This window comes from Microbulbifer sp. (genome assembly GCF_051659245.1).
In the GTDB taxonomy this organism is placed as follows: domain Bacteria; phylum Pseudomonadota; class Gammaproteobacteria; order Pseudomonadales; family Cellvibrionaceae; genus Microbulbifer.
Genome location: NZ_JBOFOC010000010.1, coordinates 19,597 through 46,403, shown reverse-complemented (window position 1 = coordinate 46,403; position 26,807 = coordinate 19,597). Strand labels below are relative to the sequence as shown.

Annotated in this window: 19 protein-coding genes; 4 read left to right on the top strand and 15 right to left on the bottom strand. The window is 58.7% G+C overall.

The features are described 5' to 3' along the window. Positions 1-38: 38 nt before the first annotated feature. The 3 genes from ACRC0P_RS00935 to ACRC0P_RS00925 all read left to right on the top strand — a co-directional run bounded on the left by ACRC0P_RS00935 (position 39) and on the right by ACRC0P_RS00925 (position 2,826). A complete protein-coding gene (locus tag ACRC0P_RS00935; protein WP_438627602.1) occupies positions 39-1,808 on the top strand; it encodes a ribonucleoside triphosphate reductase in 1,770 nt (589 codons plus the stop codon). A gap of 46 nt (positions 1,809-1,854) precedes the next feature. Continuing rightward, positions 1,855-2,025: an anaerobic ribonucleoside-triphosphate reductase gene (gene nrdD, locus ACRC0P_RS00930; RefSeq protein ID WP_438627600.1), complete on the top strand. Its 171-nt coding sequence runs from the start codon at positions 1,855-1,857 to the stop codon at positions 2,023-2,025. An 84-nt stretch (positions 2,026-2,109) separates the two neighbouring features. Continuing rightward, positions 2,110-2,826, top strand: coding sequence for an anaerobic ribonucleoside-triphosphate reductase activating protein (locus ACRC0P_RS00925; protein ID WP_438627598.1), 717 nt, complete (start codon positions 2,110-2,112; stop codon positions 2,824-2,826). A gap of 101 nt (positions 2,827-2,927) precedes the next feature. On the opposite strand, the gene ACRC0P_RS00920 is transcribed toward ACRC0P_RS00925, so the two are convergent. From ACRC0P_RS00920 to ACRC0P_RS00895, 6 genes are all read right to left on the bottom strand, one after another. After that, complete coding sequence (locus ACRC0P_RS00920) at positions 2,928-4,880, bottom strand: glycoside hydrolase family 97 catalytic domain-containing protein (RefSeq protein WP_438627596.1); 1,953 nt, start codon at positions 4,878-4,880, stop codon at positions 2,928-2,930. A 13-nt stretch (positions 4,881-4,893) separates the two neighbouring features. Further along, positions 4,894-6,738, bottom strand: coding sequence for a glycoside hydrolase family 2 protein (locus tag ACRC0P_RS00915; RefSeq protein WP_438627594.1), 1,845 nt, complete (start codon positions 6,736-6,738; stop codon positions 4,894-4,896). 298 nt (positions 6,739-7,036) lie between these two features. Then, the gene (locus tag ACRC0P_RS00910; RefSeq protein ID WP_438627592.1) at positions 7,037-7,378 is read right to left on the bottom strand and encodes a family 43 glycosylhydrolase; all 342 of its coding nucleotides are present in this window, start codon (positions 7,376-7,378) and stop codon (positions 7,037-7,039) included. Positions 7,379-7,436: 58 nt separating this feature from the next. Then, complete coding sequence (locus tag ACRC0P_RS00905) at positions 7,437-8,531, bottom strand: rhamnogalacturonan acetylesterase (RefSeq protein ID WP_438627590.1); 1,095 nt, start codon at positions 8,529-8,531, stop codon at positions 7,437-7,439. A gap of 277 nt (positions 8,532-8,808) precedes the next feature. Then, a complete protein-coding gene (galB, locus tag ACRC0P_RS00900) occupies positions 8,809-11,505 on the bottom strand; it encodes a beta-galactosidase GalB (RefSeq protein ID WP_438627588.1) in 2,697 nt (898 codons plus the stop codon). A gap of 276 nt (positions 11,506-11,781) precedes the next feature. Then, the gene (locus tag ACRC0P_RS00895; RefSeq protein ID WP_438627586.1) at positions 11,782-15,189 is read right to left on the bottom strand and encodes a glycosyl hydrolase 115 family protein; all 3,408 of its coding nucleotides are present in this window, start codon (positions 15,187-15,189) and stop codon (positions 11,782-11,784) included. 72 nt (positions 15,190-15,261) lie between these two features. On the opposite strand from ACRC0P_RS00895, the gene ACRC0P_RS00890 reads away from it, so the two are divergent. Further along, positions 15,262-16,194 (top strand): alpha/beta hydrolase, encoded by a 933-nt coding sequence (locus ACRC0P_RS00890; RefSeq protein WP_438627584.1) that lies wholly within the window; start codon positions 15,262-15,264, stop codon positions 16,192-16,194. Positions 16,195-16,739: 545 nt separating this feature from the next. Here ACRC0P_RS00890 and ACRC0P_RS00885 read toward each other — a convergent pair. From ACRC0P_RS00885 to ACRC0P_RS00845, 9 genes are all read right to left on the bottom strand, one after another. Continuing rightward, positions 16,740-17,006: a Calx-beta domain-containing protein gene (locus ACRC0P_RS00885; protein WP_438627582.1), complete on the bottom strand. Its 267-nt coding sequence runs from the start codon at positions 17,004-17,006 to the stop codon at positions 16,740-16,742. A 239-nt stretch (positions 17,007-17,245) separates the two neighbouring features. Continuing rightward, positions 17,246-18,196 carry a DUF418 domain-containing protein gene (locus ACRC0P_RS00880; RefSeq protein WP_438627710.1) on the bottom strand — a complete coding sequence of 317 codons (951 nt, stop codon included), beginning with the start codon at positions 18,194-18,196 and terminating at the stop codon, positions 17,246-17,248. 53 nt (positions 18,197-18,249) lie between these two features. Next, a complete protein-coding gene (locus tag ACRC0P_RS00875) occupies positions 18,250-18,480 on the bottom strand; it encodes a hypothetical protein (RefSeq protein ID WP_438627580.1) in 231 nt (76 codons plus the stop codon). Continuing rightward, complete coding sequence (locus ACRC0P_RS00870; RefSeq protein ID WP_438627578.1) at positions 18,477-20,339, bottom strand: glycoside hydrolase family 97 N-terminal domain-containing protein; 1,863 nt, start codon at positions 20,337-20,339, stop codon at positions 18,477-18,479. The genes ACRC0P_RS00875 and ACRC0P_RS00870 overlap by 4 nt, the downstream gene beginning before the upstream one ends. A 259-nt stretch (positions 20,340-20,598) precedes the next feature. After that, a complete protein-coding gene (locus tag ACRC0P_RS00865) occupies positions 20,599-21,819 on the bottom strand; it encodes a glycoside hydrolase family 88 protein (protein WP_438627576.1) in 1,221 nt (406 codons plus the stop codon). Next, positions 21,816-23,117, bottom strand: a complete 1,302-nt coding sequence (locus tag ACRC0P_RS00860; protein ID WP_438627574.1) for an oligosaccharide MFS transporter — start codon at positions 23,115-23,117, stop codon at positions 21,816-21,818. The genes ACRC0P_RS00865 and ACRC0P_RS00860 overlap by 4 nt, the downstream gene beginning before the upstream one ends. 447 nt (positions 23,118-23,564) lie before the next feature. Next, positions 23,565-24,326 (bottom strand): 2-dehydro-3-deoxy-D-gluconate 5-dehydrogenase KduD, encoded by a 762-nt coding sequence (kduD, locus tag ACRC0P_RS00855; RefSeq protein ID WP_438627572.1) that lies wholly within the window; start codon positions 24,324-24,326, stop codon positions 23,565-23,567. Between the two features lie 103 nt (positions 24,327-24,429). Next, entirely contained in the window at positions 24,430-25,359 is a 930-nt protein-coding gene (locus ACRC0P_RS00850) for an ROK family protein (RefSeq protein WP_438627570.1), read from the bottom strand. Then, positions 25,356-26,540 carry an AGE family epimerase/isomerase gene (locus ACRC0P_RS00845; RefSeq protein ID WP_438627568.1) on the bottom strand — a complete coding sequence of 395 codons (1,185 nt, stop codon included), beginning with the start codon at positions 26,538-26,540 and terminating at the stop codon, positions 25,356-25,358. The genes ACRC0P_RS00850 and ACRC0P_RS00845 overlap by 4 nt, the downstream gene beginning before the upstream one ends. Between the last annotated feature and the right edge of the window lie 267 nt (positions 26,541-26,807).

Below are 26,807 nucleotides of genomic sequence, written 5' to 3'. Positions count from 1 at the left end.
CTAAAGTCAACAAGAAGGCGGTATATATAGTGATCCCAATGAATAATTCCATTAGCCTCCACACCACACAGCCCCGCCATGTCGCAGTGGCTTCCACCGTCGACGAATACCTGCAGCGTGCCGACTGGCGCGTGCATGCCAACGCCAACCAGGGCTATTCGCTGGGCGGGCTGATCCTCAATATCTCCGGCAAGCTGATCGCCAACTATTGGCTGGACGAGGTGTACCCGGCCGAGATCGGCGCGGCACACCGGGAAGGGGACCTGCACCTGCACGACCTGGACATGCTGGGCGGATACTGCGCCGGCTGGTCGCTGCGCAGTCTGCTCCACGAAGGCTTCAACGGCGTGCCCGACCGCGCCGAAAGCACTCCGCCGCGACACCTCTCCAGCGCCCTGGGGCAGATGGTCAACTTCCTCGGTACCCTGCAGAACGAATGGGCCGGCGCCCAGGCTTTCAGCTCCTTCGATACCTATCTGGCACCCTATGTACGCCGCGACAGCTTGCACTATCCCGAGGTCAAGCAAGCCATCCAGGAGTTCATCTACAACCTCAACGTACCCTCGCGCTGGGGCAGCCAGACCCCCTTCACCAACCTGACCTTCGACTGGGTGTGCCCGGAGGACCTCCGCGACCAGGTGCCGGTGATCGGCGGCGAGGAGCAACCCTTCACCTACGGCGAGTTGCAGCACGAAATGGACCTGCTCAATCGGGCCTATCTCGAGGTCATGGAAGCCGGCGACCGCCAGGGCCGGGTTTTCACCTTCCCGATTCCCACCTACAACATCACCGCCGACTTCGATTGGCAGAGCGATAACGCCGAGCGGCTGTTCGCGCTGACCGCCAAGTATGGCCTGCCCTACTTCCAGAACTTCCTCAATTCGGACCTGCAGCCGCATATGGTGCGCTCGATGTGCTGCCGGCTTCAGCTCGACCTCGGCGAGCTGCTCAAGCGCGGCAACGGCCTCTTCGGCAGCGCCGAGCAGACCGGCTCGCTGGGTGTGGTGACGATCAATTGCGCGCGCCTCGGCCACCGCTTCCAGGGCGACAAGGCAGGGCTGTACCGCGAGTTGGATCGCCTGTTGGAACTGGGCCGCGACAGCCTGGAGATCAAGCGCGAACGCATCCAGGAATGGATGGACGCCGGCCTCTACCCCTACACCAAGCGCTATCTGGGCACCCTGCACAATCATTTCTCAACACTGGGCGCCAACGGCCTCAACGAAATGGTGCGCAATTTCACCGGCGACCGCCTGGACATCGCCAGCGAGGAGGGCCGCGATATGGCGCTCGAGCTGCTCGAACACGTGCGTGCGCGTCTGCGCGAATTCCAGGAGTCGACCGGACACCTCTACAATCTGGAGGCCACCCCGGCGGAGGGCACCACCTACCGCTTCGCCAGGGAAGATGCCCGCCGCTTCCCCGGTATTCTCCAGGCCGGCACCCCGGAGGCCCCCTATTACACCAACTCAAGCCAACTGCCGGTGGGTTATACCGACGACCCCTTCCTGGCGCTGCTGCACCAGGACCCGCTGCAGAGCCGCTACACCGGCGGTACCGTACTGCACCTTTACATGCGCGAGCGGCTTTCCAGCGCGGATGCCTGCCGCAAGCTGGTGCGCACCGCCCTGTCGCGTTTCCGGCTGCCCTATCTGACCGTCACCCCGACCTTCTCCATCTGCCCGGTGCACGGCTACCTGGCCGGGGAACACGAGTTCTGCCCGCAATGCGACGATGCGCTGCTGGAGCAACAGGCCCGGGCCGCCTACCAGAACAACATTCCTGCTCGAGAACCAGTGCCGGTGTGACCGGCGAACGACAGACCACTTACCACCCACAGAAGGAGTCGACAGCATGACCACTACAACCACCCAACGGGAAAACCTGCCCACCGAACTGCGCCAGCGCTGCGAAGTCTGGACCCGGGTGATGGGCTATCACCGCCCGGTCAGCCAGTTCAACCTCGGCAAGCGCTCCGAGCACTGCGAACGCCACCACTTCAGCCAGCAGGCCGCCGGCCTGTAACTAGTGTGGTGTCTCATACTAGCGACGAATCGCCGGGGAACCACCGTTCCCCGGTGCGCGATACCTCCATCTCCCGGTAACACCATGTCCAACCCGAAAATCCGCCTGCCGATCGCCGGCCTGACACAACTCACCACCCTCGACTTCCCGGGACATCTGGCCTGTGTGGTATTCACCCAGGGGTGCCCGCTGCGCTGCGGCTACTGCCACAATCCGCAGATGATCCTTCCGCGCCGCGGGAAAGTGCGTGAATGGCAGGGAATCCGCGACTTCCTGGAGAGCCGCCGGGGCCTGCTGGAAGCTGTCGTATTCAGCGGCGGCGAACCGACCCTGCACCCCCAACTGCCCGAGGCGGTGGCACAGGCCAGCGCCATGGGTTTCAAGGTGGGCCTGCACACCGCCGGCCCCTATCCGGCGAAGCTGGCGGAACTGCTGCCACTGCTCGACTGGGTGGGGCTGGACGTCAAAGGAAACGGGCCCGAATACGACCGTATCTGCGGCCGGCCCGGACTCTGGCGGCGACACACCCGGAGCCTGGCGTTGCTGCTCGACAGCGGTATCGATTTCGAATGCCGCACCACTGTGCACTGGCGGGACTTTTCCCTCACCGACGTGGAAAACCTGGCACTGGCCCTCGCCGACCGCGGCGTACGCCGCTACGCCATACAGGCGGCGCGTGGTGAACAGTGCCTGAACCCCGCCTACCGCCAGCCGGCAATTGGGACACCAACACCAGATATGCTGGAAAAGCTGGTGGCACGGCTCGAACACCGCTTCGACAGCCTTTCGCTGCGGAACTAAAAGTTGACTCACCGCGACTCAATCAGTTCTCAACCAGTTCGGAGACTGACCTTCTTCTGATCTGAACTCACCGCTTTTATTACATCTCCTGCCACTACCAGTCAGTTTCGCGCCAGATTTGCGCCGGGAAATTTCATTGCAAAACCACCGTGACCCGAGATTTCCACCACCACGGTACTGCCGGTTTCCACTTCGCTGCGGGAGAACTCGCGCGGCGTATTACCGTCGGTGATCAGCTCACCCGCACGCGGGCCGATAAAGGACAGATCCAGCTGCAGTCTCCGGGTCTCCTCTTCGCCGTTGATGCCGGCGATATACCAGGTGTCGCCGTTTCTGCGGGCCATCACAGCGAACTTTCCGGGATAGCCGTCCAGCAGGCGGCTCTCGTCCCAGACGCTGGGAATATGGCCCAGGTAGTCCCGCACATACTGCGGTACCCCTGCCATACCTTCATCCGTTTCGGCAATATGCTGCAGGCCCGACAGGAAAAGCACCGGCAGTGCCAGTTCAAAGCCGTTGCTGGTGCGGCGGTCGATATTCGGGATTTCCGAAAATGCCGTGGGAGTAAAATCCATTGGGTCAAAAACGTTGCGCGTGAACGGCAGCATGGCCATATGCCCGGGTGCCAGGTCGGCGGTCCCCTGCCCGAAGGTGATAAATTCCATACCACGCACCGCCTCCATGGTCATCAGGTTGGGGAAGGTACGCTGCCATCCACGCGGTAGTGTGGCACCGTGAAAATTCACCAGTAGTTCAAAATCTGCTGCGTCTTCGAGAATATCCCGGTAGTAAGCAATCATCGACTGGCCGTCGCCGGCAAAGAAATCCACTTTGATACCGGCGATGCCCATCTGCTGCAGGCGCGCGAACTCCCGGCGGCGTTTGTCGCGCTCCAGCAGCGCGCCCTTGGGCGTATACTCGGTCTTGTTCCAGGCGCCGGAGGAGTTGTACCAGAGCAGCAAGCGGACATTTTTCTGCGCGGCGTAGTCCGCAAGCTCGGCGATTTTTTCGTAACCAATATTCTGGTCCCAATTCACATCCACCAATGTATAGGGCCAACCCATATCCGCTGAGTAGTCGATAAAACGCTTCTGGGTTTCGTAGTTCACCGAGGCGTCTTTCAGCAGCGCCCAGCTCCAACTCGCCAGCCCCGGTTTCACCCACGGCATTGGGGACACAGCCGGTTCAGCCAGATCGGTGCCCAGGGTCGACCGCGCAATCGTCGGCAGGTCACCGATAGCGATAATCCTCCAGGGAGATTCAAGCGGCAGTTCGGCCTGCGCCATCAGGGCGCCGCCGGTGAATTTCTCTGGTGCCATCGGGTAGCCGATACGGTATTCGCCATCGGGTGATTCCGCCTGCAGGCGAGAGGCGTGGTACCGGCCGTCCATATCCGCCTCGGTAATCAGGGCCCAGCCACCGCCGGTATGAAACAGCGCGGGGAAAACCCAACCGGCCCCGGAAGGCGATGCCTCGCCAACAGGAATGTCCATCCGGTAGTGCTCTTCGTAGGAGGGGTTGGTATTCGCCCAGCCGGTCTGCGCCTCGGCCATCGGCTGCAGCCAGGCGCGACTGTCACTGGCAAAGGCAAAACTGGTGAGTTCCTCCTTCAGCTCGTACTCACTTTGCGTATCTCCGGGAACCCGGTAGCGGAAAGCCACACCGCCGTCGAATACACGCAGTACAATCTGCAGGATTTCTCCATCCGTATTCTCTACGCGATACATCTGCTCGTTGGCCCGGTACTCGATCACCCGCTGCTTGCCCTGAACCATGGTGTAGCCATCGCGCACCTGGTTCACAGGTCCCGCACTCAGGTTGCGTAGTTCGCTGCCCAGGTCGCGATCGTTCAGTACCAGCCCCATCTGCGAGGGCTGCAGCACCCCGGCCCGGTCGCGCGTGATCGAGTAGTGCAACTGGCCCCGATCATTCAGTTCCATCGCCACCGCGATGCGCCCATCGGGGCTCTGCAGTGCGTATTGCTGCTCCCCACTACACGCGGCGAGCCCCAGAACCAGCCAAGGCGAGAACAGCCTGAATAGTATTCGTTTCATGATTTGATCCGTCTTACTGAGCGCTTTCTATCTCCCGGTAGTAATTTTTCAATACCCCGAACGCTTTCTTCTTGATACCTTTATCATCGATCAGACCTTTGCGGTTCCAGCCCTGCTGGTAAACCGGGTGGTTTCTCCGGGGTGAGCGGAAGTCCGCCAGTATCCAGGGAGAGAGACCGCTGTAGTTGTCCGGCATCCGCTTGAACATGGCCACCTGCTCTTTGTAAAACCACTCCTGGAACTCTTCGCTCCAGCGGGTTTTCTCGTCGGCATAAAAACCACCTTTGGCTCCGGCCCCGGTTTCGCTGAAAAACAGCGGCTTGTCATAGGCGACTTCCCACTTTGCGGTGCGGCAATCATCCGGCAGGCCGCCATACCAACCCAGGTACTCGTTCACCGAGACGATATCGGTATATGCGCCCAGCGGATCGTCGATACGGTTGACATCGCCGTTGTAACCGACTTCCAGCGCCGCGGAAATCAGGCGGCTGTCGTCGAGGGACCTGGCCTTGTCGATCAGGGATTTCATAAAGCTGGTGCGCAGAGGACTGACTGGTGTCTCGTTGCCGACGGACCAGATGATCACCGAGGTCCGGTTCCTGTCGCGGACGATCATCTCCTCCAGTTGGGTTTTGGCCTTGTCCAGCACCTCATCACTGCCGAAGTCGATAGTCCAGTAGACCGGAATCTCCGACCACACCAGTATTCCCATGGCATCCGCCATACGGGTCATCTGCTCGTTGTGGGGATAGTGGGCGAGGCGCACCATATTGGCGTTCAGCTCCTTCGCCCAGGTGAGGAGCTGTTCCGCGTCCTCCGCACTGAAGGCTCTTCGCACCTGCTGGGGAATCTCCTCGTGAACACTGATGCCGCGCAGGAATATCTGCTCGCCGTTCAACAGTATCTTTTTGCCGGCGGTCTCGATTTTGCGAAAGCCGATGTTGTCCGTAAGCGTCTCACCGTTGAAATCCAGCTTCACCTGGTACAGCTTGGGACTGTCCGGAGACCAGAGCCCCAGGTCTTCCAGCTCGAACTCGAACTCCAGCCGGCTTCCGCTCACCGGGAAGCGGCGCTCGAAGCCGAGTTCCGGGATGGCCAGGATCACATCTCCCTTGCCGACCGCCCTGTTCAGGTCGACGCTGCCGGAAACCAGGAAGCGGCTTTCCTCTTTGGCCTTGTGGATATCCTGTGCCGGGTCCAGCTGCAGGGCATACTGCTGAATAAAATTATCCGGCATGACCAGCAGTTTGACGTCCCGCGTGATACCGCCGTAGTTCCACCAGTCGGTATTGACGGTGGGAATTTCCTGCGGGTGGCGTTTGTTGTCCACCTTTACCACGAGGAAGTTGTCTTTCGTCTTGAGGAGGTCCGCGGGGATTTCAAAGTTGAACGGCGTAAAGCCGCCCTTGTGGGAACCCAGCTTCTTTCCGTTGACATAGACATGGGCTTCATAGTTTACCGCACCGAAGTACAGGAATGCCCTCTCTCCCCTCTTCAGTTTGCGCAGATCGAAATCCCGCTGGTACCAGATGGTACCCTCGTAGTAGGTGAGCGTATCGCTCTGGGAGTTCCAGTCCCCGGGCACCCGGATGGTGTAGGGATCCCGATAGCCGTGTTCCAGTCGGTCGAGCTTATCCTTCGCCACCGGCCGGTTCCAGTAGGCCTCCCGGTCGTCCTCGCCCCGTTCCTTGTAGCGGTAGGTATAGAAGCCGGTTTCGTAGGGATCGACGATAGTGTGCCAGGTGCCGTTCAGGGAGATCGACTCCCTGCTGTCGGTGTTGACGATCAATTTTTCCATCGCTGTGGAGTCCAGGGCAATCAAGGTAATTGCAAAGAAACTCAATAATTTTTTAATCATAAGCATCACATTGTTACGAAGATTAGAGGGTCAGCCCCCTGGGAACGCCGAGCTCCAGCTCGGCAAGCGGGCCGGAGGCCCGCCCGGGCGAACACGAGATTCATCCCTACAAAGTACGCTCGTCATTCTGGCGCACGCCGGTATGACCAGTCCTACTTAATAAAACTCCTATGAATATCTCTCCTATCTTTTTACTGACATTGCTATTGTGCCTCAATGGTTAACATCTCATCTGACAACCCTTTTGAACGGACTCTTACCCTTATTGTTCCTTTTGAACGACCTGATTGAAGCGTAATCAGGGCCTTTCCAAAATAGGTTTGAATCGATAGTATTTTTCATTGCGCTCTATGCAGTCCGGAGCCCATGCTTCCTCATCAGCCCAGGCAATGTCTTCGAGGCTGAAAATGACACCATGATCGATCCATGTTTCCATATCGTCCGTGGAAAAAACATGCCAATCCACCATGCCTTTCCAGTTGCGTGCCCCCTTGGCATCGTGGGGTGGGTATATATACAGTTTTTGATCAAATACGCGGGCGGACGGATCAGCGTGAAAATCGGGCAGAATGACCTCCTGACCCAATGCGGAGGTTGCGTATGCCAGCAGGCCCACTGAGATAATGAGAGATTTTTTCATGGGTTCGGAATCCGCGTTTTTATGCCTAACGAAAGAGACTCAGTTGAAATGAGATACCTTAGCTACCGGCTGGCTTTTCCCTTTGCTCCAAGGGACTTGCCGGCAGGGTAAATTCCTCCCGCGGTGGCGGCTGGTCTGGGTCAAAGGGCGAAAGATCGTCGACAATGACTTCAGATAAGGGCGTATTCCGCAGCCCCTCCACAACGGAGCGAGCCAGTATCCAGGCGCCATAATTATTGTTGTGCGTAAAGTCCCCATCCTCACCGTGCTTGGCAAAGATAAAGCGCACCTTTTGCGACCCCAGGGATTCATACAGCGCAACGCTGGCGGCATTGAGATCAATCACGGGAACCTTTTCCGCGGCAGCTACAGCGTGTACCGCCTCCGCATAATCATCCAGGGTACGCTTTAAATGCCCCTTCCGGTCGAAAAAACCCCGTTCGGGCGGGGTTACCAGGATTGGGACCGCGCCTTTTTCCCTGGCCTGCCCTATCCAGTTGCGCAGCAAATCCCGATACAGGGATTTGGCCGCGGCATAAGTGGGAAGGTGGGCTTTCTGGTCGTTATGGCCGAATTGGATCAGCAGGTAATCCCCCGGCTTGATCAGGGACATGATTTTGGACCGGCGGCCGGCGGCTTCAAAGGATTCCATGCTCGCCCCCGGGTGGGCGTGGTTGGCAACCGCCACAACCGGTTTGAGAAAACGCGGCAGCATCTGGCCCCAGGCGGCGTAGGGTTCCCCCATATGATCGGCGACAGTCGAGTCCCCGGCCAGAAACAGGGTGGGCAGCTCGACCGGCGCAATATCAATTGCGGAAATTTTGGGGTTTTGGCCTAAAAATTCCAGGGACAGTCCATCGTCCCAATTGGGGGACGACTTTTCGTAATCCTCGAGCCAGACCCGCTTCCCTTCCGGCAGGGAGGGGCGGCGAATATTGACGATCAGGTCCCTGGTAACAAACTCCCCCTCCCGGGTTTCCAAGGACTCGACCATCAGGCGCCTGGCCTCTGCCTTGACCGTGGTCCGGCTTGGGGCCTCCTCATCGCCAAAGGTCAGGCGCACACGGTAGTTGCCTTCCGGCAGTTCCCGGAAGTAGGTTCGATGCTCTATCCCAGCCGTTTCCGGGAATTGCCCGGAGATGGCCGGCGACACACAACCAGCAATCCCGCCCAGGGCCAGGAGCAAAGATAGGATTCTGGCTGTTGGCCTGTGTAAGCGCCTGTTTAAAGTCTTCATAAATTCTCCGCTTAGGACCGACGACGGCACTGACCGGTTCATATCCCCTGTAGGAGCGACCGTTGGCGCGATAGCGGGCCTGCGGCCCGCGTGCCGAGCTGGAGCTCGGCGTTCCCAGGGAGCCGCTCATACAAGGCACAACTATTTCGAGCCCCGAGTCTCCAGTGGCAAACAGCCACCTCCAAAACTTTAACTACCCCTCGGCTGCGATATCGATCACCGCATCCTGCAGGCCTTCAGCCGACACGGTGAGCTTGATCTCGCCCGCTTGCCCCGCCTTGGCCCGCACGATGGCCAGGCCCAGGCCGTTGAAGGCCGGGCGTTCGGCCGAGGCGAAGGACACCATGCTGGTGGGATCGCCGTTGTCCGTGGCCACGAGTTCGCCGGGGCCTTCGATGGTGAAGCGGAGTTCGCTGTCCGCCCGGGGCGCGAGCCGACCCGCTTCGTCCACCACTTTCACCGTGACAAAGGCCAAGTCGCGACCGTCGGCCCGAATGACCGGGCGATCCGCTTCGGCATCGAGACGGGCCGGCGCCCCGGCGGTGTGCACCTGATCCGTCGCCCACACCTCACCGTCCTTGTAGGCCACCACTTTCAACTCACCGGGTTGGTATTTCACCTGGTCCCAGCGCAAACGGTACTCGTGTTTTCCCTTTTTCTTTCGGCCCAGGGATTCGTCATTCAAGAACAGCTCCGCTTCGTCGCCCGAGGTGAACACGTGCACCGGCGTTACCTGGCCGACACGCTCCGGCCAGTTCCAGTGCGGCAGTATGTGCGCCATGGGCAAGTCGGGACGCCAGTGGGACTGATAGAGGTAAAAGCGGTCCTTCCTGAACCCGGCCAGGTCGATGACCCCGAAGTAGGAACTGCGCGAGGAATAGTAGGGGGTCGGCTCGCCCAGGTAGTCCCAGCCGCTCCACACGAAGCCGCCGCCCACGTAGGGGTGCTTTTCCAGAGAGGCGAAGACCTTGTCGGCGGAGGAACCGAAGGGGGTGGTGTAGAGCTCGTAGGCGCTGACCTGGCCGGACTGCGGGTCGCCGCCGGCGCCGTCCTTGACCGGCGCACTGATTTCCCCGGTGACGGGGAACAGATACTCCCCGCGGGAGCTCACGGCGGCCGCGTTTTCGCTGCTGAAGATCAGCTTGTCGGGGAAGGCTTCGTGAAACGCCGGGTATAGCGGCGCGGTGCGTATACCCTTGAGACCGGCGTAGGCCGGCGCATCGCGGATGCCCTCACCCTGGTAATTCAGGCTGATGGTGTCCATCACCCCGGGCAGGGGCATGTGCGGCTTGGCGTAATTCATGGCCGCTGCCGTCGGCCGGGTGGGGTCCTCTTCTTTGGCGATCTCGTGCAGACGCTGCGCCACGGCCGCCCCGCTCTCGTCGGTGTACTGCTCGCCAACTTCGTTGCCCACACTCCACATGATCACCGAGGGATGATTGCGGTCGCGGCGAATGAACGCGCGCAGATCCGGCTCGTGCCAGTCGGGAAAGATGAGGTGGAAATCCAGCGGCGTTTTCTTCCGTTCCCACACATCGTAGATTTCATTCACCACCAGAAAGCCCATCCGGTCCGTCAGCTCGAGCAGTTCGGGCGCGGGCGGATTGTGGGCTATACGAATGGCGTTGGCGCCCATCTCGCGCAGCATTTCCAGCTGGCGCTCGGCCGCGCGAACGTTGAAGGCCGCTCCCAGGGCACCCAGGTCGTGGTGCTGGTTGGCGCCCTGCAGATAGATGCGCTCGCCGTTGACGAACACCCCCCGTTCCGCATCGAAGCGCAGTTCGCGAATGCCGAAGCGGGTCTCGTAGCGATCGAGGGTTCGCCCGTCCTGCTCCAGGGTGGTCACGGCCACATAGCGGTTGGGCGCCTGCGTGGGCGGCGGCCCCCACAGGCGGGGGTTTTCAACGGTGACGGTGCTCTCCAGTTCGGCGCTTTCACCGGCGGCAAGCGCAGCGTGAAGAGGCGCGAAACGGGCAACCACCTCCCCGCTTTTTCGGCCCTCGGCATCCAGCACATAGATCTCGGTGGACGCGGTCACGGCGGCATCTTTGTCCGAGTCGTTGTCGATGGATACCGCCAAATCTACCCTGGCGGCGGCTTCGGATACCTGGGGCGTGGTGATGCGGGTACCCCACTGGCCGATGTGAACGGGATGGGTTTTGGTCAGCCAGACATTGCGGTAGAGCCCGCCCCCCGGATACCAGCGCGAAGAGGCGGGCGGGTTGTCCACGCGGATGGCCAGTTGGTTCTCGCCGCCGGGCACCACGAAGGGGGTGATATCCAGGCGCCAGGACGCATAACCGTAAGGCCAGCCGCCGACCAGGTGGCCGTTCAACCACACCATGGCGTAGGACATGGCGCCGTCGATATCGAGGAAAATGGATTTGCCGGCATCCGATGCCGGGATGTCGAACTTGTTCCGGTACCAGGCCACCCCCGGGCTCGGCAGGCGGCCCATGCCGCCGCCGACCGCGGCGTCTTCACCGGCCATAAACGGGCCCTCGATCGCCCAGTCGTGGGGTAGGCGCACGGCTTGCCAAGCGCTGTCGTCAAACCCGGTTTGCACGAATGGGAAATCACCGCCCGGATTGCCCGACGGGCGCCGGAAGCGTTTGGCGGGGTCTTTGATGAAGTCGTTCGCCGTGGGCAGAATCCAGGGCTTGAGCACCGACTTATCCGACTCCACGGCGACCGCTTCAGTGGGTTTGGCGTCGGCGGGCCGGCCATCCTCGTGATCCTTGATTTCCGGGCGAACATCATAGATCAGCCCGTCGGCCTCCTCCTTTGATGCGTACTTCATAAAGCGCCAGCCTTTATCGAGCAAAACCCGCTCGCGAACGGGCGCCTGCGGCGACTCTGCCAGGCCGCTCGAGCCCTCACGGCTGGCCATTTGCTTATCGCAAGCGCATACCACGGCACCGATACTGAAAAATATTATTATCCGGGAAAAGAGAGTTTTTATAGTCATTTTTCTGGTTCAATCGAATAAAATGGATATCGCTTTTAGTACTGAAATCTGAAACCCAGTTTGTAACTACTCGCTTCCTCGGGACTCCAGTAGGGTGCGCCGTGCGCACCAGCCAGAGCCAGTGGAACTCCGGCGGTATCGGTGCGCACGGCGCACCCTACGACCCGGGCCCCGAGGGGGCGAGTAGTTCCTCAGTTTTTACTCACCTAGTCGCTCTATTCTGGTCTGAGGTGGCCCGGCATAGGACGGCTTCAAGCCTCCAAAATCAATCGTGATTCGGTCAACGCTAACAGAAGGATCTGTCCCCCACAGCTTAAATCGGTACTTGCCGGGAGCAAGATCCAGTTGCCCGGTTCCGACCATACGGCTTTCCAGCACATTGTTCTGCCAAGGTTGCGCCCCCGGGTCACCCATTTTGAATGTGATCCACCGGGGATCCTCATCACCAATGCTAAAGGCGCACCGCAATTGCCGGGATGCGTCCAGAGGAAAAGCCGGAACAGCCTCTACGATAACCTCGGCTTTTCCGCCCTCGACGACAACCACTTCATATTCCAGAACGGGAGATTCCTGACGAACCTGCAACAAATCCTCAATGTACCACCCTTGCATCGGCTCCAGCAGCATGGCCGAACCACTTCGTCCCAAACCAGTTACCGAACGCCAGGAGGCCACCTTTCCCATCTGTTTTTTATTGTACTGGCTTGCCGGCATGGAAATTACGCCATTAGTCTCTATGTAGGCGCCGGACGGGGCGTTCAATTTCTGATTGAATACTGAGACATCTACACGGTAGCGTTGCGCTCCACTCGCAATTTCTATGTGGCCGTTGATGTCCTGGCCTACAGGTGCCTTATCATGATTGACGGTTACCCAGATACGCTCCGAGTCATCGCTCAACACGCCCCCGTCATCACTTAACTCTATCCAGGGAGCACTGGTTTTAGCCGACCACTCCTGCGGGTCCTCCCCCCGGTTGAAAATGTCGATAAAACGGCGCTCTTGGGTATAACGATTCAATGCCGGGAGACGGTTCTCTTTCGCAAACACCGGAGACAGCTGTCGGGATTCCTGCACGAATTCCATTCCATATAGCTTTGCTCCGTCCCCGGGTGGATGAACCACCAACTTGTTCAGGCCAGGCCGCAACACATAATCCCCAACCTCGAGCTTCCGGATCCGGCCGGCGGAACCCTTTACGCTGACCGACTTATGGTCATTGACTGTCACCCACCAGGTTTTGCCGTCTTCATCCGGCTGATCGACTGACAAATAGAGGGTGTGAACCCCACCCGGCTCGTCCTCCATATAAAATTCAAACAGCGCTTTTGCAGCGCCATCCACAACATAGGGAATCGTATCCCAATGCAGGTCGGAAACGGTGAAGCGAGCCTCGTCCTGCGCCGCCCTGACAAAGGTGCCGTCTGAACCCTTCCCGGTCGCAAGATCGCCAAATATGCCAGCCTCCGCGGCCCTCAATGTAATCGTTGCCCCCCGGGTTTTGATGCCGGGAAGGGAGCCGGTCAGCGGCGTCAAGGGCCGCGGCTGCCCTTCAATGGCGACACCCACTCCACGCACACCTTTTGTTTCAAGACGCGTCGTGATCGGTTCAAAAAATACCGAAGATCCCATTTGATACCCGGGCCTATAATCAACCATATGCTCCCATTTTCCACCGGCAACCTCCTGGTTGTAATGGCGGGTCAGCTGTTGAATCCTGTCGAACGCCGCGAATGCCGAATCGCTCATCCGGTTTGCCGTTACCCGGCCCTGTTTGGCGTATTCCCTGCTTTTATAGGCATACAACCACTTCTCGTTCATCGCGGCGGCGCCGGCAATGGGATAGTGCACCAGCTGGAAGTATGCATCCGAGGCCGCCTCGGGAAGCGCTTTCGAGATTTTTTCCGCGAGGGCTCTCAGGTCCTGGTAGCTGCGCATCCGCTGTTCGGCCTCGTCACCGTAATACCACAGGCTGTACAGAGGGTTGCGAATGGGCGGATAGCCGGCCCATTGGGATTCGTTGAAGCCCATGAATTCAGGCTTCCGTTCGGTGGCAAGCCGGTAGTATTCCCACATCATGTCGGATATCGCTTGCCCGTGTTGTTGGGAAATATCGCGTGAAGCAACCGTCTCAAAAAAATCCCGCAGGTTGTCCGGCGTCCACGAGTTGATATCCCAGGCGAGATCCATAAAAAATTCGGTCTCCCACTCGCGGCGCTTCAGGTCGCCCACATTGGCAATCCAAATGTGATCCATGTTGTGCTGCCAGGCGCGGGTCATTTCACGCCAGACCAGGGCCGGCGATGTCGGGGACAGCCAGATATAGGGATGAGGCGACCCGAGATAGGACAGGTGATAATACACCCCCGCTCCCCCGGAGCGGTGTTGCTCGGCATCATTGGAAAACCGCCGGATATATCCATGGTTATCTTCGGGCCATATGATGGTTATTTCTTCCGGCAGGTCCAATCCGTTTTCGTAGATCTTGAGCACTTCTTTATACGGGGTAAACGACTGTGGAACTTGGGATACATCGTCATTGATATGCTGTTTGATCAGCCCCCGCTGATCTGAAATTACCTTTTCGAGCAGACCGACCTTGTCTTCCATGGAGCCGGCGCCCACCATGCCGGTGTCGTGAATGCCCCGCATGCCAACCGTGTAGATGGCGTCCAGGCCCCGGCTTTCCTCTACACGTTGTTCCCAGTACTCGTAAACGGAGGAGGCATTGGTTTGATAATTGAAATCGCCCCTCGTGTCGTGATCCCATTCCCCCACATTGTTTCTAAGCATCGGTTCGGCGTGAGAGGTTCCGACCACAATTTCCCATTCTTTGGCAGCTTCGGCATTTCCGGGGACCTGGAAAAACGGCACCGTGTTCGGGTGCATCGCCGGCCATAGTATATTGGCTTTCAGACGCAGCATCAGCTCAAACACCTTGGCGTAGGTTTTGGGGCCCAGGTTGCCAACCGATGGCTCAAACGTTTTGGACGCCCAGGGTTCAAGGCCCCACCCTTCATCATTGAGAAAGATTCCCCGGTATTTAACCGAAGGAGCGGTAGAAAAGATGTCCTGGTTGCTTATGGATAAAGAGCTCTTCTTCTCAATCGGCACATCCGCCCACCAGTACCAGGGAGAGACGCCCATCTTTTTTGAAAGGTCAAACACCCCGTAAGCCATACCCCTCGGATCACTGCCCACGATAAACATCGCCTGATCGATGCCCGCAACAGGCTCGGTTTTAAACATATACCCGTACGTCTCCCATTCCCCTGTGAGGCGAGAGGTGTCGATAGTTCTGCGAATCATCCCGGAAGTGACATCCCCAAGGATAATCGCATTCCCTACAACGTTTTCGAGACTGGTATATACTTCCGGTTTTCGACCGGTGATAGCTTCTATATCCCGAGCCAGTAAGTGTGCGACTATGGGATTTAGTGTAGAACCCTCGACATCGTAAATAATGGAAACTGTTCTGTTTTGGTCTGCAATGGTAAATTGCTCATCGACTGGTTGGCAGCCGGCTATCGGCATCAATAAAAGAAGCCACCACAACTGTGCGAGCACACCGAGGTTAAAACGCAGAACATTTACTATCATAAACATCACATTCTCCCCCACCGAAAACAAATGTTATTATTTATCATACATTTATGCAAGCAGAAGAACGAGGCCTGAATGATGACTAGAATCACGGTATTATTCGCCTTCTTGTTTGGGATAGTGGCTTCGGCAGATGCCCAGGAAACCATTCCCCTATACTCCGGCGAAATCCCCAATGCCATCGAAGCCCCTGACGAGGAATCCGTCAGGGACCCGTCTGCGGAACACACCTTCAAACTGAAGGTCTCCCGCCCCACGCTATCGGTCTACCTGCCGGACCCGCAACAGGCCAACGGGACCGCGGTCATCATCTGCCCCGGCGGTGGCTACATCGGACTGTCCGTCGTCAAAGAAGGCAGCGACGTCGCCAGGGCCTTCAACGAAATGGGTGTGGCGGCTTTCGTGCTCAAGTACCGCACCCCGAGCGACCGGTATATGACCGACAAAGCCACCGGCCCCCTGCAGGATGCGCAACAGGCTTTGCGGGTGGTGCGCCGGAACGCGAAAAAATGGCATGTCGATCCCGACCGCGTTGGTATCGCCGGCTTTTCCGCCGGCGGACACCTGGCCTCCACCGCCGGTACCCACTTCGATCGCCCGGTGGTCGCCGCCTGGAGTAAAAACAACCTCAGACCCGATTTCATGGTTTTGGTCTATCCCGTTATCAGCTTCACTGATAGACAGACACACGTTGGGTCGCGCACAAATCTGTTGGGCCCCAAACCGCCCGAGGCATTGATCCGGCGCTACTCCAACGAACTCCAGGTGACAGCCCAGACACCGCCTACCCTACTGGTCCACGCCGGCGACGATCGGGCGGTACCGGTGGGGAACAGCATCACCTTTTACCAGGCGCTGCACGTCCAAGGTGTACCGGCACAACTTATCGTCTACCCCGAGGGCGGCCACGGCTTCGGCCTGAATAACCCGACCACCCCGGACAACTGGATCGAGCGTTGCCGGGACTGGCTGGCGAGCCGTGGCCTGCTGACCGCGCAGGATGCGTAAGTAAAAGGTTGTAGAACGGCTGCATGCAGTGACAAGGGGTTAGAAGTGGTTTCACAACGCAGGGAGCGGATGCTTGGAGGTGGCCACCGGAGCCCAGGAAGCGCAGTATATACGCAGCACTTGAGCATTCCGGGCACCGCCAAGCGATACCTTCTCTCAGAAAATCCTGAGATTGGGTTTATCAGAATTCAATTCCGACAGCCGGACACAATCTGGAATTCCAGACAATTACTACGGCACTACCGGATGAAACAGGGCGTCAGCCGCCACGATCGTAGACTTCCCGCGGGTGGGTTTCCCGGCTGCCGTCGGGGTCCGGTAATAGCAAATCGCCATGATGGCATTTGACCTCGCTCTCCGCACCCTTCAGGTTTTTATGCGATTACCCTGCCCCGGCAAGCGGGCCTGAGGCCCGCCCGGGTGAACGCAGGGTTCGCCCCCTACAACGCGTCGTTCCGGCGAAAGCCGGAACCCAGGAGCCACAGTCCTGGATACCGGTACCGGATCAAGCCCGACACAGGCTCTGCACCGGCACGACGAGCGGTTCAGTCGTCGTCCAGGGTGGTGCCAACACCCACCCCGTCCTGCACTTCGGCGCCCTTGGCCCAAATGGCCTCCAAGGTGAACTGCTCATCGCCCTCGCGCTTGTCGTCCGGTCTCACCCGGACCTCGACGACCTTGCTCTTCTCGCCGACCGCGAAGTGCACCACGCGTCCCGGCGGAATAAAGTCGCGGCCGTTTTCCGCCGTGCCCGACTGGGTACGAACCAGGACTTTTGCCGGTTGACGGGCGGTGCCCGACAGGGATACCAAACACCATTGAACCCAGAGCTACACTGCTCTCTCCCAAATCGAAAAAATTTCCCGACTGGCGCCCTGGCCTCAAATCAGGCTGCAAAAGAGATGCAACAATTGCAGCTCCTTTGCAGGCCAGGACACCGAGCCAGGCTAAGAAGAGAGACCTATGCTCTGTCTGCCAAATCCGTTACCTACGATAAGTTTTCACAGCACGGAGTAAAAATATGCTGTCCGGTTTGCCAACGCGATGGCCTCTAAAGTCCAGCCCCCGCTACGGCACCTTGACGAAAGTTGGCCCCCGTCCGCCGAAACGGTACACGGAATGTCCCGTTGGTGGCGCAACGCCAGAACCATTCCAGAGGCCCGTATCGGAAAAAGTACAGCCAGCAGGAAGCAAACAGCATCAGAGCGGTATAGGCCATCAACCCGAACACCAATGCCCATTCCTGGCCGATGCTTTGATACCAACTCAGACCAAACCCATAAAACAACGGAACGCACAACAGTCCCTGTACTACATAGATAGTCAGGCTCATGCGCCCGCAAGGGGCCAGCAAGCCGGCCAGTCGCGCAAATGGACGAAACTGGTACAGCTCAACATACAGCAACACCCCGAAACTCATTACACCGATTGCGAACCAGGCATCCAGCATCATCCCCGCATAGTGCTTCGCATACCCCTGCTCCTGCAAAAAATCTGCCGGCAGGGAACTCCAATACGACTTGGCTACATAGAGCATCACGCAGGCACCCAGGGACAGTAAGAGCCCCTGGCGCCGCTGCCCGGCAAAATGCTCTGGCCGCGCGAAGAATCCGACCCGCCCCAGCAGCAAACCCCAGATAAAGAGGCAGACAAAGGACGATAGGCGGGGCGATTCAATCACATAAGCCCAAGTAGTCATCTGGCCCTGCCAACTGTTGAACAATACAACTTCGCGGAAAGTCCCACTTGCAAAAACCTCGAACGCCTTCCCGTATAACCCCCAGTGAACAGGAGCGTCGTTGGCACCGGGGAGGTTCATAAGGGAAGCTGCGATATAGCAGATCAGATGCGGCTGCAACAGGAGAAACAGCGATAGGAAAAGCAGAAATCCGTTATTGAAACGGTTGAGCAGCACCAGACTGCATCCCAAAATGGCTAAAACCTGGAGAATGTCACCCAGGTAAATAAGACTGTGCAGGTAACCGATGCCCAGAAGAATCACCAAACGCCAGAGGAAACGCCACGAAAAATCAGTGCCATGGCGCGTCTGCCGGTCTATGATGAAAAAAAGCTCAGGCCGAAAAGCATGGCGAAAATCGCATAGGCCTTGCCCGAGAACAGGTAAAACACAATATCGCGAACCCAGCTTGGCTCGGGGTCTCGCCAGTAGAGTTCAAAATACTCCAGGCAATGGACCAAAAATAATCCCAGTAACGCAAACCCCCGCAACGCATCCACCAAGTCAAGCCGGGCAACGCTGGAGACGTGAGAAGAATGAACTTTCATTCTTCTCTGACCCATATGGCCGCCCCACCCGAGGCCTTCAGGTCCAGCGACAACGAAGTGCCGCGCTCCACCGCTCTCTGCGAAAGTGAGACACCGGTCTTAGTCTTGGCCTCGTCGTCATCTTGATACAAAGTGGCAACGTAATTTCTGTTTTTATCCAGAAAATCGAAATTGACCTCCACTCGCCTGGCGTCATTATTGGTGATGGCGCCAACAAACCATTGATCTCCCGAGCGCCTGGCTACCGCTATGTATTGCCCGATCTCACCGGAAAGCACCCGCGTGTCGTCCCAAACCGTCGGCACCTTCTCGAAAAACTCAATCTCCGGCTCGCCACCGTAGTCCGCCGCCTTGTCGTACCAGAACAGTGTCTGCAACGGGCTGTACATCACCACCGCGAGCGCCAGCTGATGTGCATGCGTGGTTTTGATACGGTCGTTGTAATAGCAAATGGTGTAGTCGCCCATACCCGCGATGCCGCGGGTAAACGGCAGGATGGTGTTGTGGGTGGCGTCGGGCATCTCTTCGTTGCCGCGGATGCCCTCCACGGTAAGGATATTGGGCAGGGTGCGCTGCTCGCCGGTGACCCGGAACTCGTCGTGGATGTTGACCATCAGCTGGTTCTGCGCGGCGCGCTCCACCGATTCGTGCAGCCAGGTGGTCCAGCGGTGGGATCCGACTTGCACAAAGCCGTATTTCACCCCGGCGACGCCCCACTCCCGGTAGAGGGGAAATAGTTCGTGGTCCTGTTTCAGCAACGCCTGCTGGTTGACATAGAGCCAGATACCCACGCCTTTCTCTTTTCCGTAGCGGATGACTTCCGGCAGGTCCAGGTCGATCTCCACCGTGCGGGCATCGGTGTCAAAGCTGAAAACCGGCCCGTACCATTTCGCGTCGAACAGCAGGTATTGGATATTGTGCTCCGCGGCAAAATCGATCCAGGCCTTGGCGCCTTCCTCCGTCAGGGTCATATCGCGGACTATCTTGCCGGGCTTGATCCAGGAGGTGTCTGCGACGCGGCTAGGCGCGTTGAGGTTCAGCAGGATATCGTTGTGCTCGATCAGCTGTCCCGGTTTTTCCGCCGCCATAATGACCCGCCAGGGGGTAGCGAAATAGGGCATCTTGTCCACCGGCTCGTAGAGCGCCGTGCGCACCGTATTGGGCTTGCTGTGGGACAGGGTGAATTTAGTGCGGACGAAGTCGACCATTGCCGCTTCGGTGATACTGGCGTAGAGCCCGTTCTCGAGCTGCAAGGTCAGCGGGCGCTCACTCTCCCCGGGCCAATCGGCTAGTGGCAGCAGTGAATAAGGTCCCTGGGCCCAGGGTTCAAACCAGGCCAGGGTCCCTTTTGGAAAGCTGAATTCGGTCTGCTCATCCACCACCCGGTAATAGATGCCGGTGGGATTTTCATGGAAGTAATAGCGGATGGCGACGCCTTCGTTGTAGGCCCGCAACTGAATGTCCATTTTGTAGTTGGCGCTGGCTTGTTGCTCGAAGGTCAGCGTCAATGCATTGTACTTGTCCGTTACCTGGCTGCGCTCGCCATAGGGGGGACGCCAGGAGGAGTCCACCTGTTCCCTGTCCACATCCGCCAGCCGCAGGCCGTCCATCCAGGCGCCCTGCGGTTTTTCCTTAATCGCCAGCGCCCATTCGGAAAGGTGGTTATCGAGAGAAATAGAGAGTTCTGATTTATCTACCACCGGCTTGCGTTTGTAAGAAACTTGGTAGAGGATCTTCGCCTCGCTTCCTTTCTCCGCTTCCCGGTGTATCTCCAGCAGGTAGTTTCCGTCCGGCGAGTGCAGGCTCTCCTGAAAAGCTTTTTCTTCAGGGGCCGCTACTCCTGCTGCAGCGTATGCCATGGTCAAAATAATGGTCGCAAGCAGGCGCAGGATTACAGCTTTCCCCGCAAAACACAGAGGCAATGAAGTAAGGCTCCGGGCGGCCCTGCTACCGGTGGTCTTTCGCGGGACACGGGCTAGGCGCCCCCCCGGTAAATCCATCCCTGGAGGCTTGTCCGCGAGGTCCCCCTCACAGACAGTCCCGCAAAAGAACACCGGCATCAGGGCCTTCGCGTCACGCTCATCGTTTGGTTTAGTGCCGTTCATCTTCAAATAAACCTCACCAATAGGGATTCCAGACCCGCGTCAGACGAACCAGGGCCTCCAGGTAGAAGTAATCGCCCCAGATGCAGCTCTCGCCCACGCCCACGTTATTGGGCATGTGATAGACGCCCTCTTTCAGCAGGCCTGTGCCGGCGTCGCTCGGCCCACAGGCGTAATTTCGGATCAGACTGCGGGTGATCTCTACCGCGGCATTTCGATAGCTGCCGATATCGGGGTCGGCCAGCGGTAAGGTTTTGTTCAGTTCCAACAGACCGCACACCGCAATAGCCGCGGCGGATGTGTCGCGCTCATGGGAAGGTTCCCGGAATACGAGGTCCCAGCAACAGACGCCGTCCGCCGGCAGGCGGTTCAGAAAGTAATTGGCCAGACGCGCGGAGAGCTGCACCAGGCGGGGATTGCGGTAATAGCGGTAGACCAGCGGAAAGCCGGCAATGCCCCACCCCTGCCCGCGGGACCAGCAGGATTCGTCGGAGAACCCCTGGTGGGTGGAGCCGTATTTCGGTGCGCCGGAAACCGGATCCATATGGAAAGTGTGATGAGTGGAGCCGTCCGCGCGCACGATATAGCGCGCGGCATTCTCGATATGCGTGTCTGCGGCCAGCTTCAGCTCGGTGTTGCCGGTTTCCGCCGCGGCCCAGTATAGGAGCGGCAGATTCAGGTTGCAGTCGATGATCATCCGCCCGGCCTGCTCCGGGTCGTTCAGGTCGCCCCAGGCCTGAATGATTCCGGCGTTCGGGAGGTACCGCTTATAGAGCAGATTCGCCGCCTCCAGGGCCGCATCGCGGGCAAGACGGCTGCCGGTGAGCTTATAGGCGGAGACGCAGGACAGCGAATAGAGAAACCCCAGGTCGTGATGGTCGACGTTTACACGCTCAAAAATACGGGCACTGAAACTTTCCACCTGCTTCAGCGCTGCGGATTTGTATTTCTCCTCCCCGCTGGCTTCATAGGCCAGCCACAACTGGCCGGTCCAGAAGCCGCTGGTCCACTCGATATTGTCTATGGTGGTATAAACGCCGTCGACGCTCGACGGCTCAGGATACTGATCTCCAAATACCTCCAGCCCCGCATCGATGCGGCTCAGCGCGGTATCGATAGCGCTGCGGATCAGATCCCGGTCGCCCACCGGGTCGAATTCCCTATCGAATGCCCGGGACAAAGTCTCTCTTTCGATGGAGTAGCTTGAATTGTCAGCCGATTGTTGATGAATAGTCATGAATTCCCCTCTGCGGTAACTTCCTGGTTTTGAGGATCAGGGTCAGGTCGCAGGGTGAATACCGCCGCAATCCAGAACACCAGGGCGCCGGCGCCAATCATCAGATAGGTATTGGCGAAACCGAACAGGTCGTAGGCCCTGCCGACGGGCTGGGACAAAATGGCCAGTCCCAGCGAGTGGCCGAAGCTCACGCCGACCATGTAGAGTGTGGATGCCAGGCGGCTTTCAAAGTGCGCCGCTATATAGCGGAATATCGACACGACCAGTATGGGCAGCTCGATCGCGTGCAGCATTTTCATACAGGAGATGGCCACAGGCCCGGTCACCAGCCCGGAGCCGGTAATCCGCACGATCATGATGGCGGCGGCGAGCAGTAATCCGTTTTTGATACCGATTCTGTTTACTATCCATGGGGACACGAAAAGCATGCCCGCTTCGAGGAATATCTGCGCCGAGTTGAGCCTGCCGAACATCTCCCGCCCGAGTGCCTCGGTGGCGAACTGCGAGGCGAAATAGACCGGGAACTGCTGGTCGAAAACCAGGTACAGGTTGGTCACCCCGAGTATCAATACCATAAACCCCCAGAATTCCCGCAGCTTGAGCACGGCCAGGGCATCCGTTACCTTCAGGCTCGACGACGCTTTCAGGTCCTGGGCGGTGGTCTCCACCTTGAGGAACAACAGCGCGGGCAGGAGGATCAATACGGTGGCGGAAGCGATAAAGAAATTAATCTGTGGGTTGATATTGAACAGGGTGCCGGAATAGAAGGCGGCGAAGGCAAAGCCCAGGGAACCCCAGAGACGCACACGGCTGTACTCGAATCCGTACTTGCGCCCCACCCTGTCCACATAGGATTCCAGCGCAAAGGAACCGGCGATAAAGGTCATCCCGAGATAGGCACCCCCCAGCGCCGCGCCCAGGAATATGTTCGACTTGATCAGGGGTTCATAGACAAAGACAAAAAACGGTCCGCACAGACCGACCATCACCGAGAGAAACAAAAGCACATGCCGACGCAACCCGACCTTGTCCGAAATATAGCCGTACAGTGGCTGCGTTATCAGCGCGGCGATAAAGTTGGCCGCGAAGACAATACCGATCTGTTCGCCGTTCAAACCCAGGGTGCTTTTCAGCCAGTTGGAAAGCAGGGATATGCTCATGGCCTGCGCCGCGAAATAGGCGAAGACGAATGCGCTCATCAGTGCGTAGAGCCGGAACTTCAGTGACGCCGCCTCTTTGGAGAGTGGTTTTGCTTCCGCTACGGAAACGCCACTCTGAACATCTGCCACTATCGCCATGGGGCTTACCTCTCATTTTCGCTTGCGGGCCCGGCCTCCCAGAGAGAAGAACCGCCGCTTGGTTATTATTTTCTCGAGCTGATTATATTTTTTGTGTCTTTCAAACGTAGGGTGCGCCGTGGCAGACAAGTGCTCCATGCATTGTCTGCATGACCGCCATCCATGGCGGCCTCGCACCGATATTCCAACTCCGGGATATTCCAACTCCGGTATGGTGCGCACGGCGCACCCTACTCGCTGTAGGAGCCTGCTTGCAGGCGAACATTGCCGGCAAGAAACTCTGTGTCCGCCATCCATGGCGCGACCTCATCACGTTCGACCATGCCCCGGCCCCGCCATCCCTGGCGGGTCGCCAAGCCACGCACAAAGCAGTGCTTTGTATGCGCGCGGCTTGGCCCTGCAAGCAGGCTCCTACAGGAAAATTCCATATTTCCCCGGTACAGCCCACTATCGCGCAAGCCAACCACCATCGACGGGCAGGGTGATCCCCTGCACGTAATCCGATGCGGACGAGGCCAGAAATACCGTGGCACCGCCCAGGTCCGCCGGATCGCCCCAGCGCCCCGCCGGAATACGGCCGAGGATTTCCGCATTGCGCACCTCGTCCGCACGCAGCGCCGCGGTGTTGTTGGTGGCGAAATAGCCCGGCGCTATGGCATTCACATTGATACAGTGAGGAGCCCATTCATTGGCAAGTGTCTTGGTAAGGCCCATCACCCCGCTTTTCGATGCCGTATAGGAGGGCACCCGAATCCCCCCCTGGAACGACAACATGCTGGCTATATTGATGATCTTTCCACCGCGGCCGGAGGCGATCATCTGCTTCGCCGCCGCCTGGGACAGGAAAAACAGCGTGCGCAGGTTGGTGTTCATCACGCTGTCCCACTCCTCGACGGTGAAATCAATGGAGTCATTGCGCTGTATGATGCCGGCGTTGTTCACGAGGATATCGACGGCCCCCAGCGCATCCACGGCTTCGGCCACTATTTCAGCAACACGCTCGACGGAGGCCAGATCGGCCTCGATAACGTGCGGCCTGCGACCCGCCGACTCTATTCCGGCCACTGTCTCGCCCGGCTGTGAACGTCCCACCAGGGCGATATCCGCACCGGCGCCCGCCAGCGCCAGCGCCATGGCCTGCCCCAGACCGGTATTGGCGCCGGTGACCAGTGCGGTCTTTCCTTCCAGGTTGAAAGCGGAAATGGACATAAACCTATTTACCCAAATTTTCTTCGTAGTGCCGTAGGGCGCGCCGTGCGCACCGGATCAAAGCCGGTGGGAACTTCAACGTTATGTTCGCCTGCCATATCCTCTACTGATAATCGCTCTGCTTAAACAACTTTTCGGCCGCAATCAGGGCTCCCAGTTCGCCCGAGTGGCCACCCAGCGCCGACGGAACTATGTAGTTTTCCGGGTCCGCCGCCGCCGGCAGGGTGGTGTAGCCGTTGAGGAGCTTGCTGAACTCGGTGCGAATCATCGCAAACAGCTGCTTCTGGGACATGACTCCACCGCCGAGAATAATCCGCTCTGGCGCATAACACAGGGTAAGGTTGATACACATCGCCGCCAGGTAGCGCGCCTGCAGCGCCCAGGCCGGATGATCCGGTTCCAGGTCTTGCCCTTTACGTCCCCAGCGGGCCTCAATCGCCGGCCCCGAGGCCAGGCCTTCCAGGCAGTCACCGTGAAACGGACAGCTGCCACGGAAATCGTTACCTTCGTCAAACCGCGGCAACAGCATGTGGCCGACTTCCGGATGCATGGCGCCATTGACGAGCTCGCCTTTCGACACCACCCCGGCGCCTATGCCTGTGCCAACGGTCACATAGACGAAGTTCTTCAAACCGCGCGCCGCGCCCAACAAACCCTCACCCAGAGTGGCGCCGTTGACGTCGGTGTCGAAAGCCACCGGGACATTCAAGGCGCGGGAGATGCTTCCCACCACATCGGTGTAGGCCCAGTGGGGTTTGGGCGCAGTTGTGATATATCCGTAATATTGCGACTGCCGATGCAGACCGACCGGACCGAAGCTGGCCACGCCGATCGCTCTCAGAGCGCCATATTCGGCTTCACCCTCTTTAAAAAATTCTATCGCCCGAGCGAGCGTCTCGTCCGGAGTGGTAGTCGGGAAACTGGTTCTCGCCAAAACCTTGTCCGGTGAATGGCCGATTACACAGTTGAACTTGGTGCCGCCCCCCTCGATACCACCGATCAGGGTTGCCACTCGCAAATCCGTCGCACTCATCCTTTTACCACCTTTTCAGCTCTCAATAACTCGGATATAGCCAAATGTATGTGATACCCGGTACTCGCCGGCATATCGTTGGATACGGATGTACCGGACGCATCCAGCCGGTCGAGCCAACCGCCCGAAACCGCTCCCTGAATGTGGTCCGCCCACAACCGATCAAAAATTTCGTTCGCCACCGCAATGCTACCGGTATTGCCCGAGCAGACAAGGGCTAACTGGGCTTTCAGCGCCTCGGTGAGTCCCCAGCACCTGTGAACGGGCTCCCGGATATCACCTTGGAGCGTATGTGACAAGTAGAGCCGGCCGTTTGGCAACGTCAGTTCACGGGCTTTGCGATACAGCAAGGCCGCGGCGGGAGAAACCCGACCGCCACAAATACGTGCGTGCTCGTGCAACAACCAAACCCATTCGTATTGATGTCCCGCCTCGAACCTGTCGTCTTCGTGCGGCCCCCAGTCCTCCGCTAATACCTCCCGCAGGCCCGCCAGTTCGCGGTCGATAAATCGGGATTCCATCAACCCGACCAGTTCCTGGCTCCGCAGGAGAGAACGTTGGTCGCGGGCCGCCTCATGCCAGGCCTGTGACGCCTCCAGCAGATGCATATGCGGGTTCTGCTCCACCCGATCCGTCGCCGGCAGGCGCTCCAAATAGCGGCCCCGGTTGTGGAGACAGCGCAGCCGCTGGTCGATCGCCATGCTCAGCGCCATCCCCCCAGCCAGAGCTTCGGCCCCGGCGCCTGCGCGCAGGGCCCAGGCGTGGGCCAGCAGCGCAAAAGCACTGTCGTAAAGGTCCGCCCGATCGTCCAATAATTCCTGCGAATTCAGGTCGATCGTGCGCCCGTACAAACCGTCTTCCCTGCGGCAGGCCCGGTGCAACGTCCGCAGACCTGCGCGAACCAGTTCGAGCGAGCGCTTTGGCTGCCATCCCATCCGGTTCGCCAGTGCAAACACAAAAACCTGTCTGGCCTGAACGCGAACGCGGGAAACCGGGTTTTCCAGCGGGCGCCCATGCAAATCCAGTGATTCCCAGAAACCTCTCCCGTCGGCTACGCCATTTTCCGACCACAGGGGAAAAGACGCTTCGAACATCCACGAGCGGGCCAGTTCCGCCCTGCGGCAGAGGCCGGCCGTACCGGTGTCCTCGATCGTCGATATTCTTTTTTTAAGAAAAGCCATCTGTGGATCAACGCTCTGGTTAAATGATTTCTTAGCCCGGAAATATGTCGGGTTAATAGCGGCACACGGAAGTGCCGCCGCCGGCCCGGACCGGCGTCAGCCCACAAAATACGCAGTTCCATGCATCTGCGTCAGTATTTCGTGGATGACAATCCAATGGATCGGGAGGAGCCATTTGATTGCCGGGTTTATAACACTGCAACTGCTCTCATGCCTTCCACCATGGAAGAACGGAAAAAAGGGGCGCCACCCGGGCGCCCATAAAGG

Coding starts and splice junctions, on each gene's coding strand:
- ACRC0P_RS00895 (WP_438627586.1), bottom strand. CDS start 15,189: ATGTTTATGATAGTAAATGTTCTGCGTTTTAACCTCGGTGTGCTCGCA.
- ACRC0P_RS00875 (WP_438627580.1), bottom strand. CDS start 18,480: ATGAAAGTTCATTCTTCTCACGTCTCCAGCGTTGCCCGGCTTGACTTG.
- ACRC0P_RS00870 (WP_438627578.1), bottom strand. CDS start 20,339: ATGGCATACGCTGCAGCAGGAGTAGCGGCCCCTGAAGAAAAAGCTTTT.
- kduD (WP_438627572.1), bottom strand. CDS start 24,326: ATGTCCATTTCCGCTTTCAACCTGGAAGGAAAGACCGCACTGGTCACC.
- ACRC0P_RS00915 (WP_438627594.1), bottom strand. CDS start 6,738: ATGATTAAAAAATTATTGAGTTTCTTTGCAATTACCTTGATTGCCCTG.
- ACRC0P_RS00865 (WP_438627576.1), bottom strand. CDS start 21,819: ATGACTATTCATCAACAATCGGCTGACAATTCAAGCTACTCCATCGAA.
- ACRC0P_RS00860 (WP_438627574.1), bottom strand. CDS start 23,117: ATGGCGATAGTGGCAGATGTTCAGAGTGGCGTTTCCGTAGCGGAAGCA.
- ACRC0P_RS00925 (WP_438627598.1), top strand. CDS start 2,110: ATGTCCAACCCGAAAATCCGCCTGCCGATCGCCGGCCTGACACAACTC.
- ACRC0P_RS00920 (WP_438627596.1), bottom strand. CDS start 4,880: ATGAAACGAATACTATTCAGGCTGTTCTCGCCTTGGCTGGTTCTGGGG.
- ACRC0P_RS00850 (WP_438627570.1), bottom strand. CDS start 25,359: ATGAGTGCGACGGATTTGCGAGTGGCAACCCTGATCGGTGGTATCGAG.
- galB (WP_438627588.1), bottom strand. CDS start 11,505: ATGGCCAGCCGTGAGGGCTCGAGCGGCCTGGCAGAGTCGCCGCAGGCG.
- nrdD (WP_438627600.1), top strand. CDS start 1,855: ATGACCACTACAACCACCCAACGGGAAAACCTGCCCACCGAACTGCGC.
- ACRC0P_RS00890 (WP_438627584.1), top strand. CDS start 15,262: ATGATGACTAGAATCACGGTATTATTCGCCTTCTTGTTTGGGATAGTG.
- ACRC0P_RS00935 (WP_438627602.1), top strand. CDS start 39: ATGAATAATTCCATTAGCCTCCACACCACACAGCCCCGCCATGTCGCA.
- ACRC0P_RS00845 (WP_438627568.1), bottom strand. CDS start 26,540: ATGGCTTTTCTTAAAAAAAGAATATCGACGATCGAGGACACCGGTACG.
- ACRC0P_RS00910 (WP_438627592.1), bottom strand. CDS start 7,378: ATGAAAAAATCTCTCATTATCTCAGTGGGCCTGCTGGCATACGCAACC.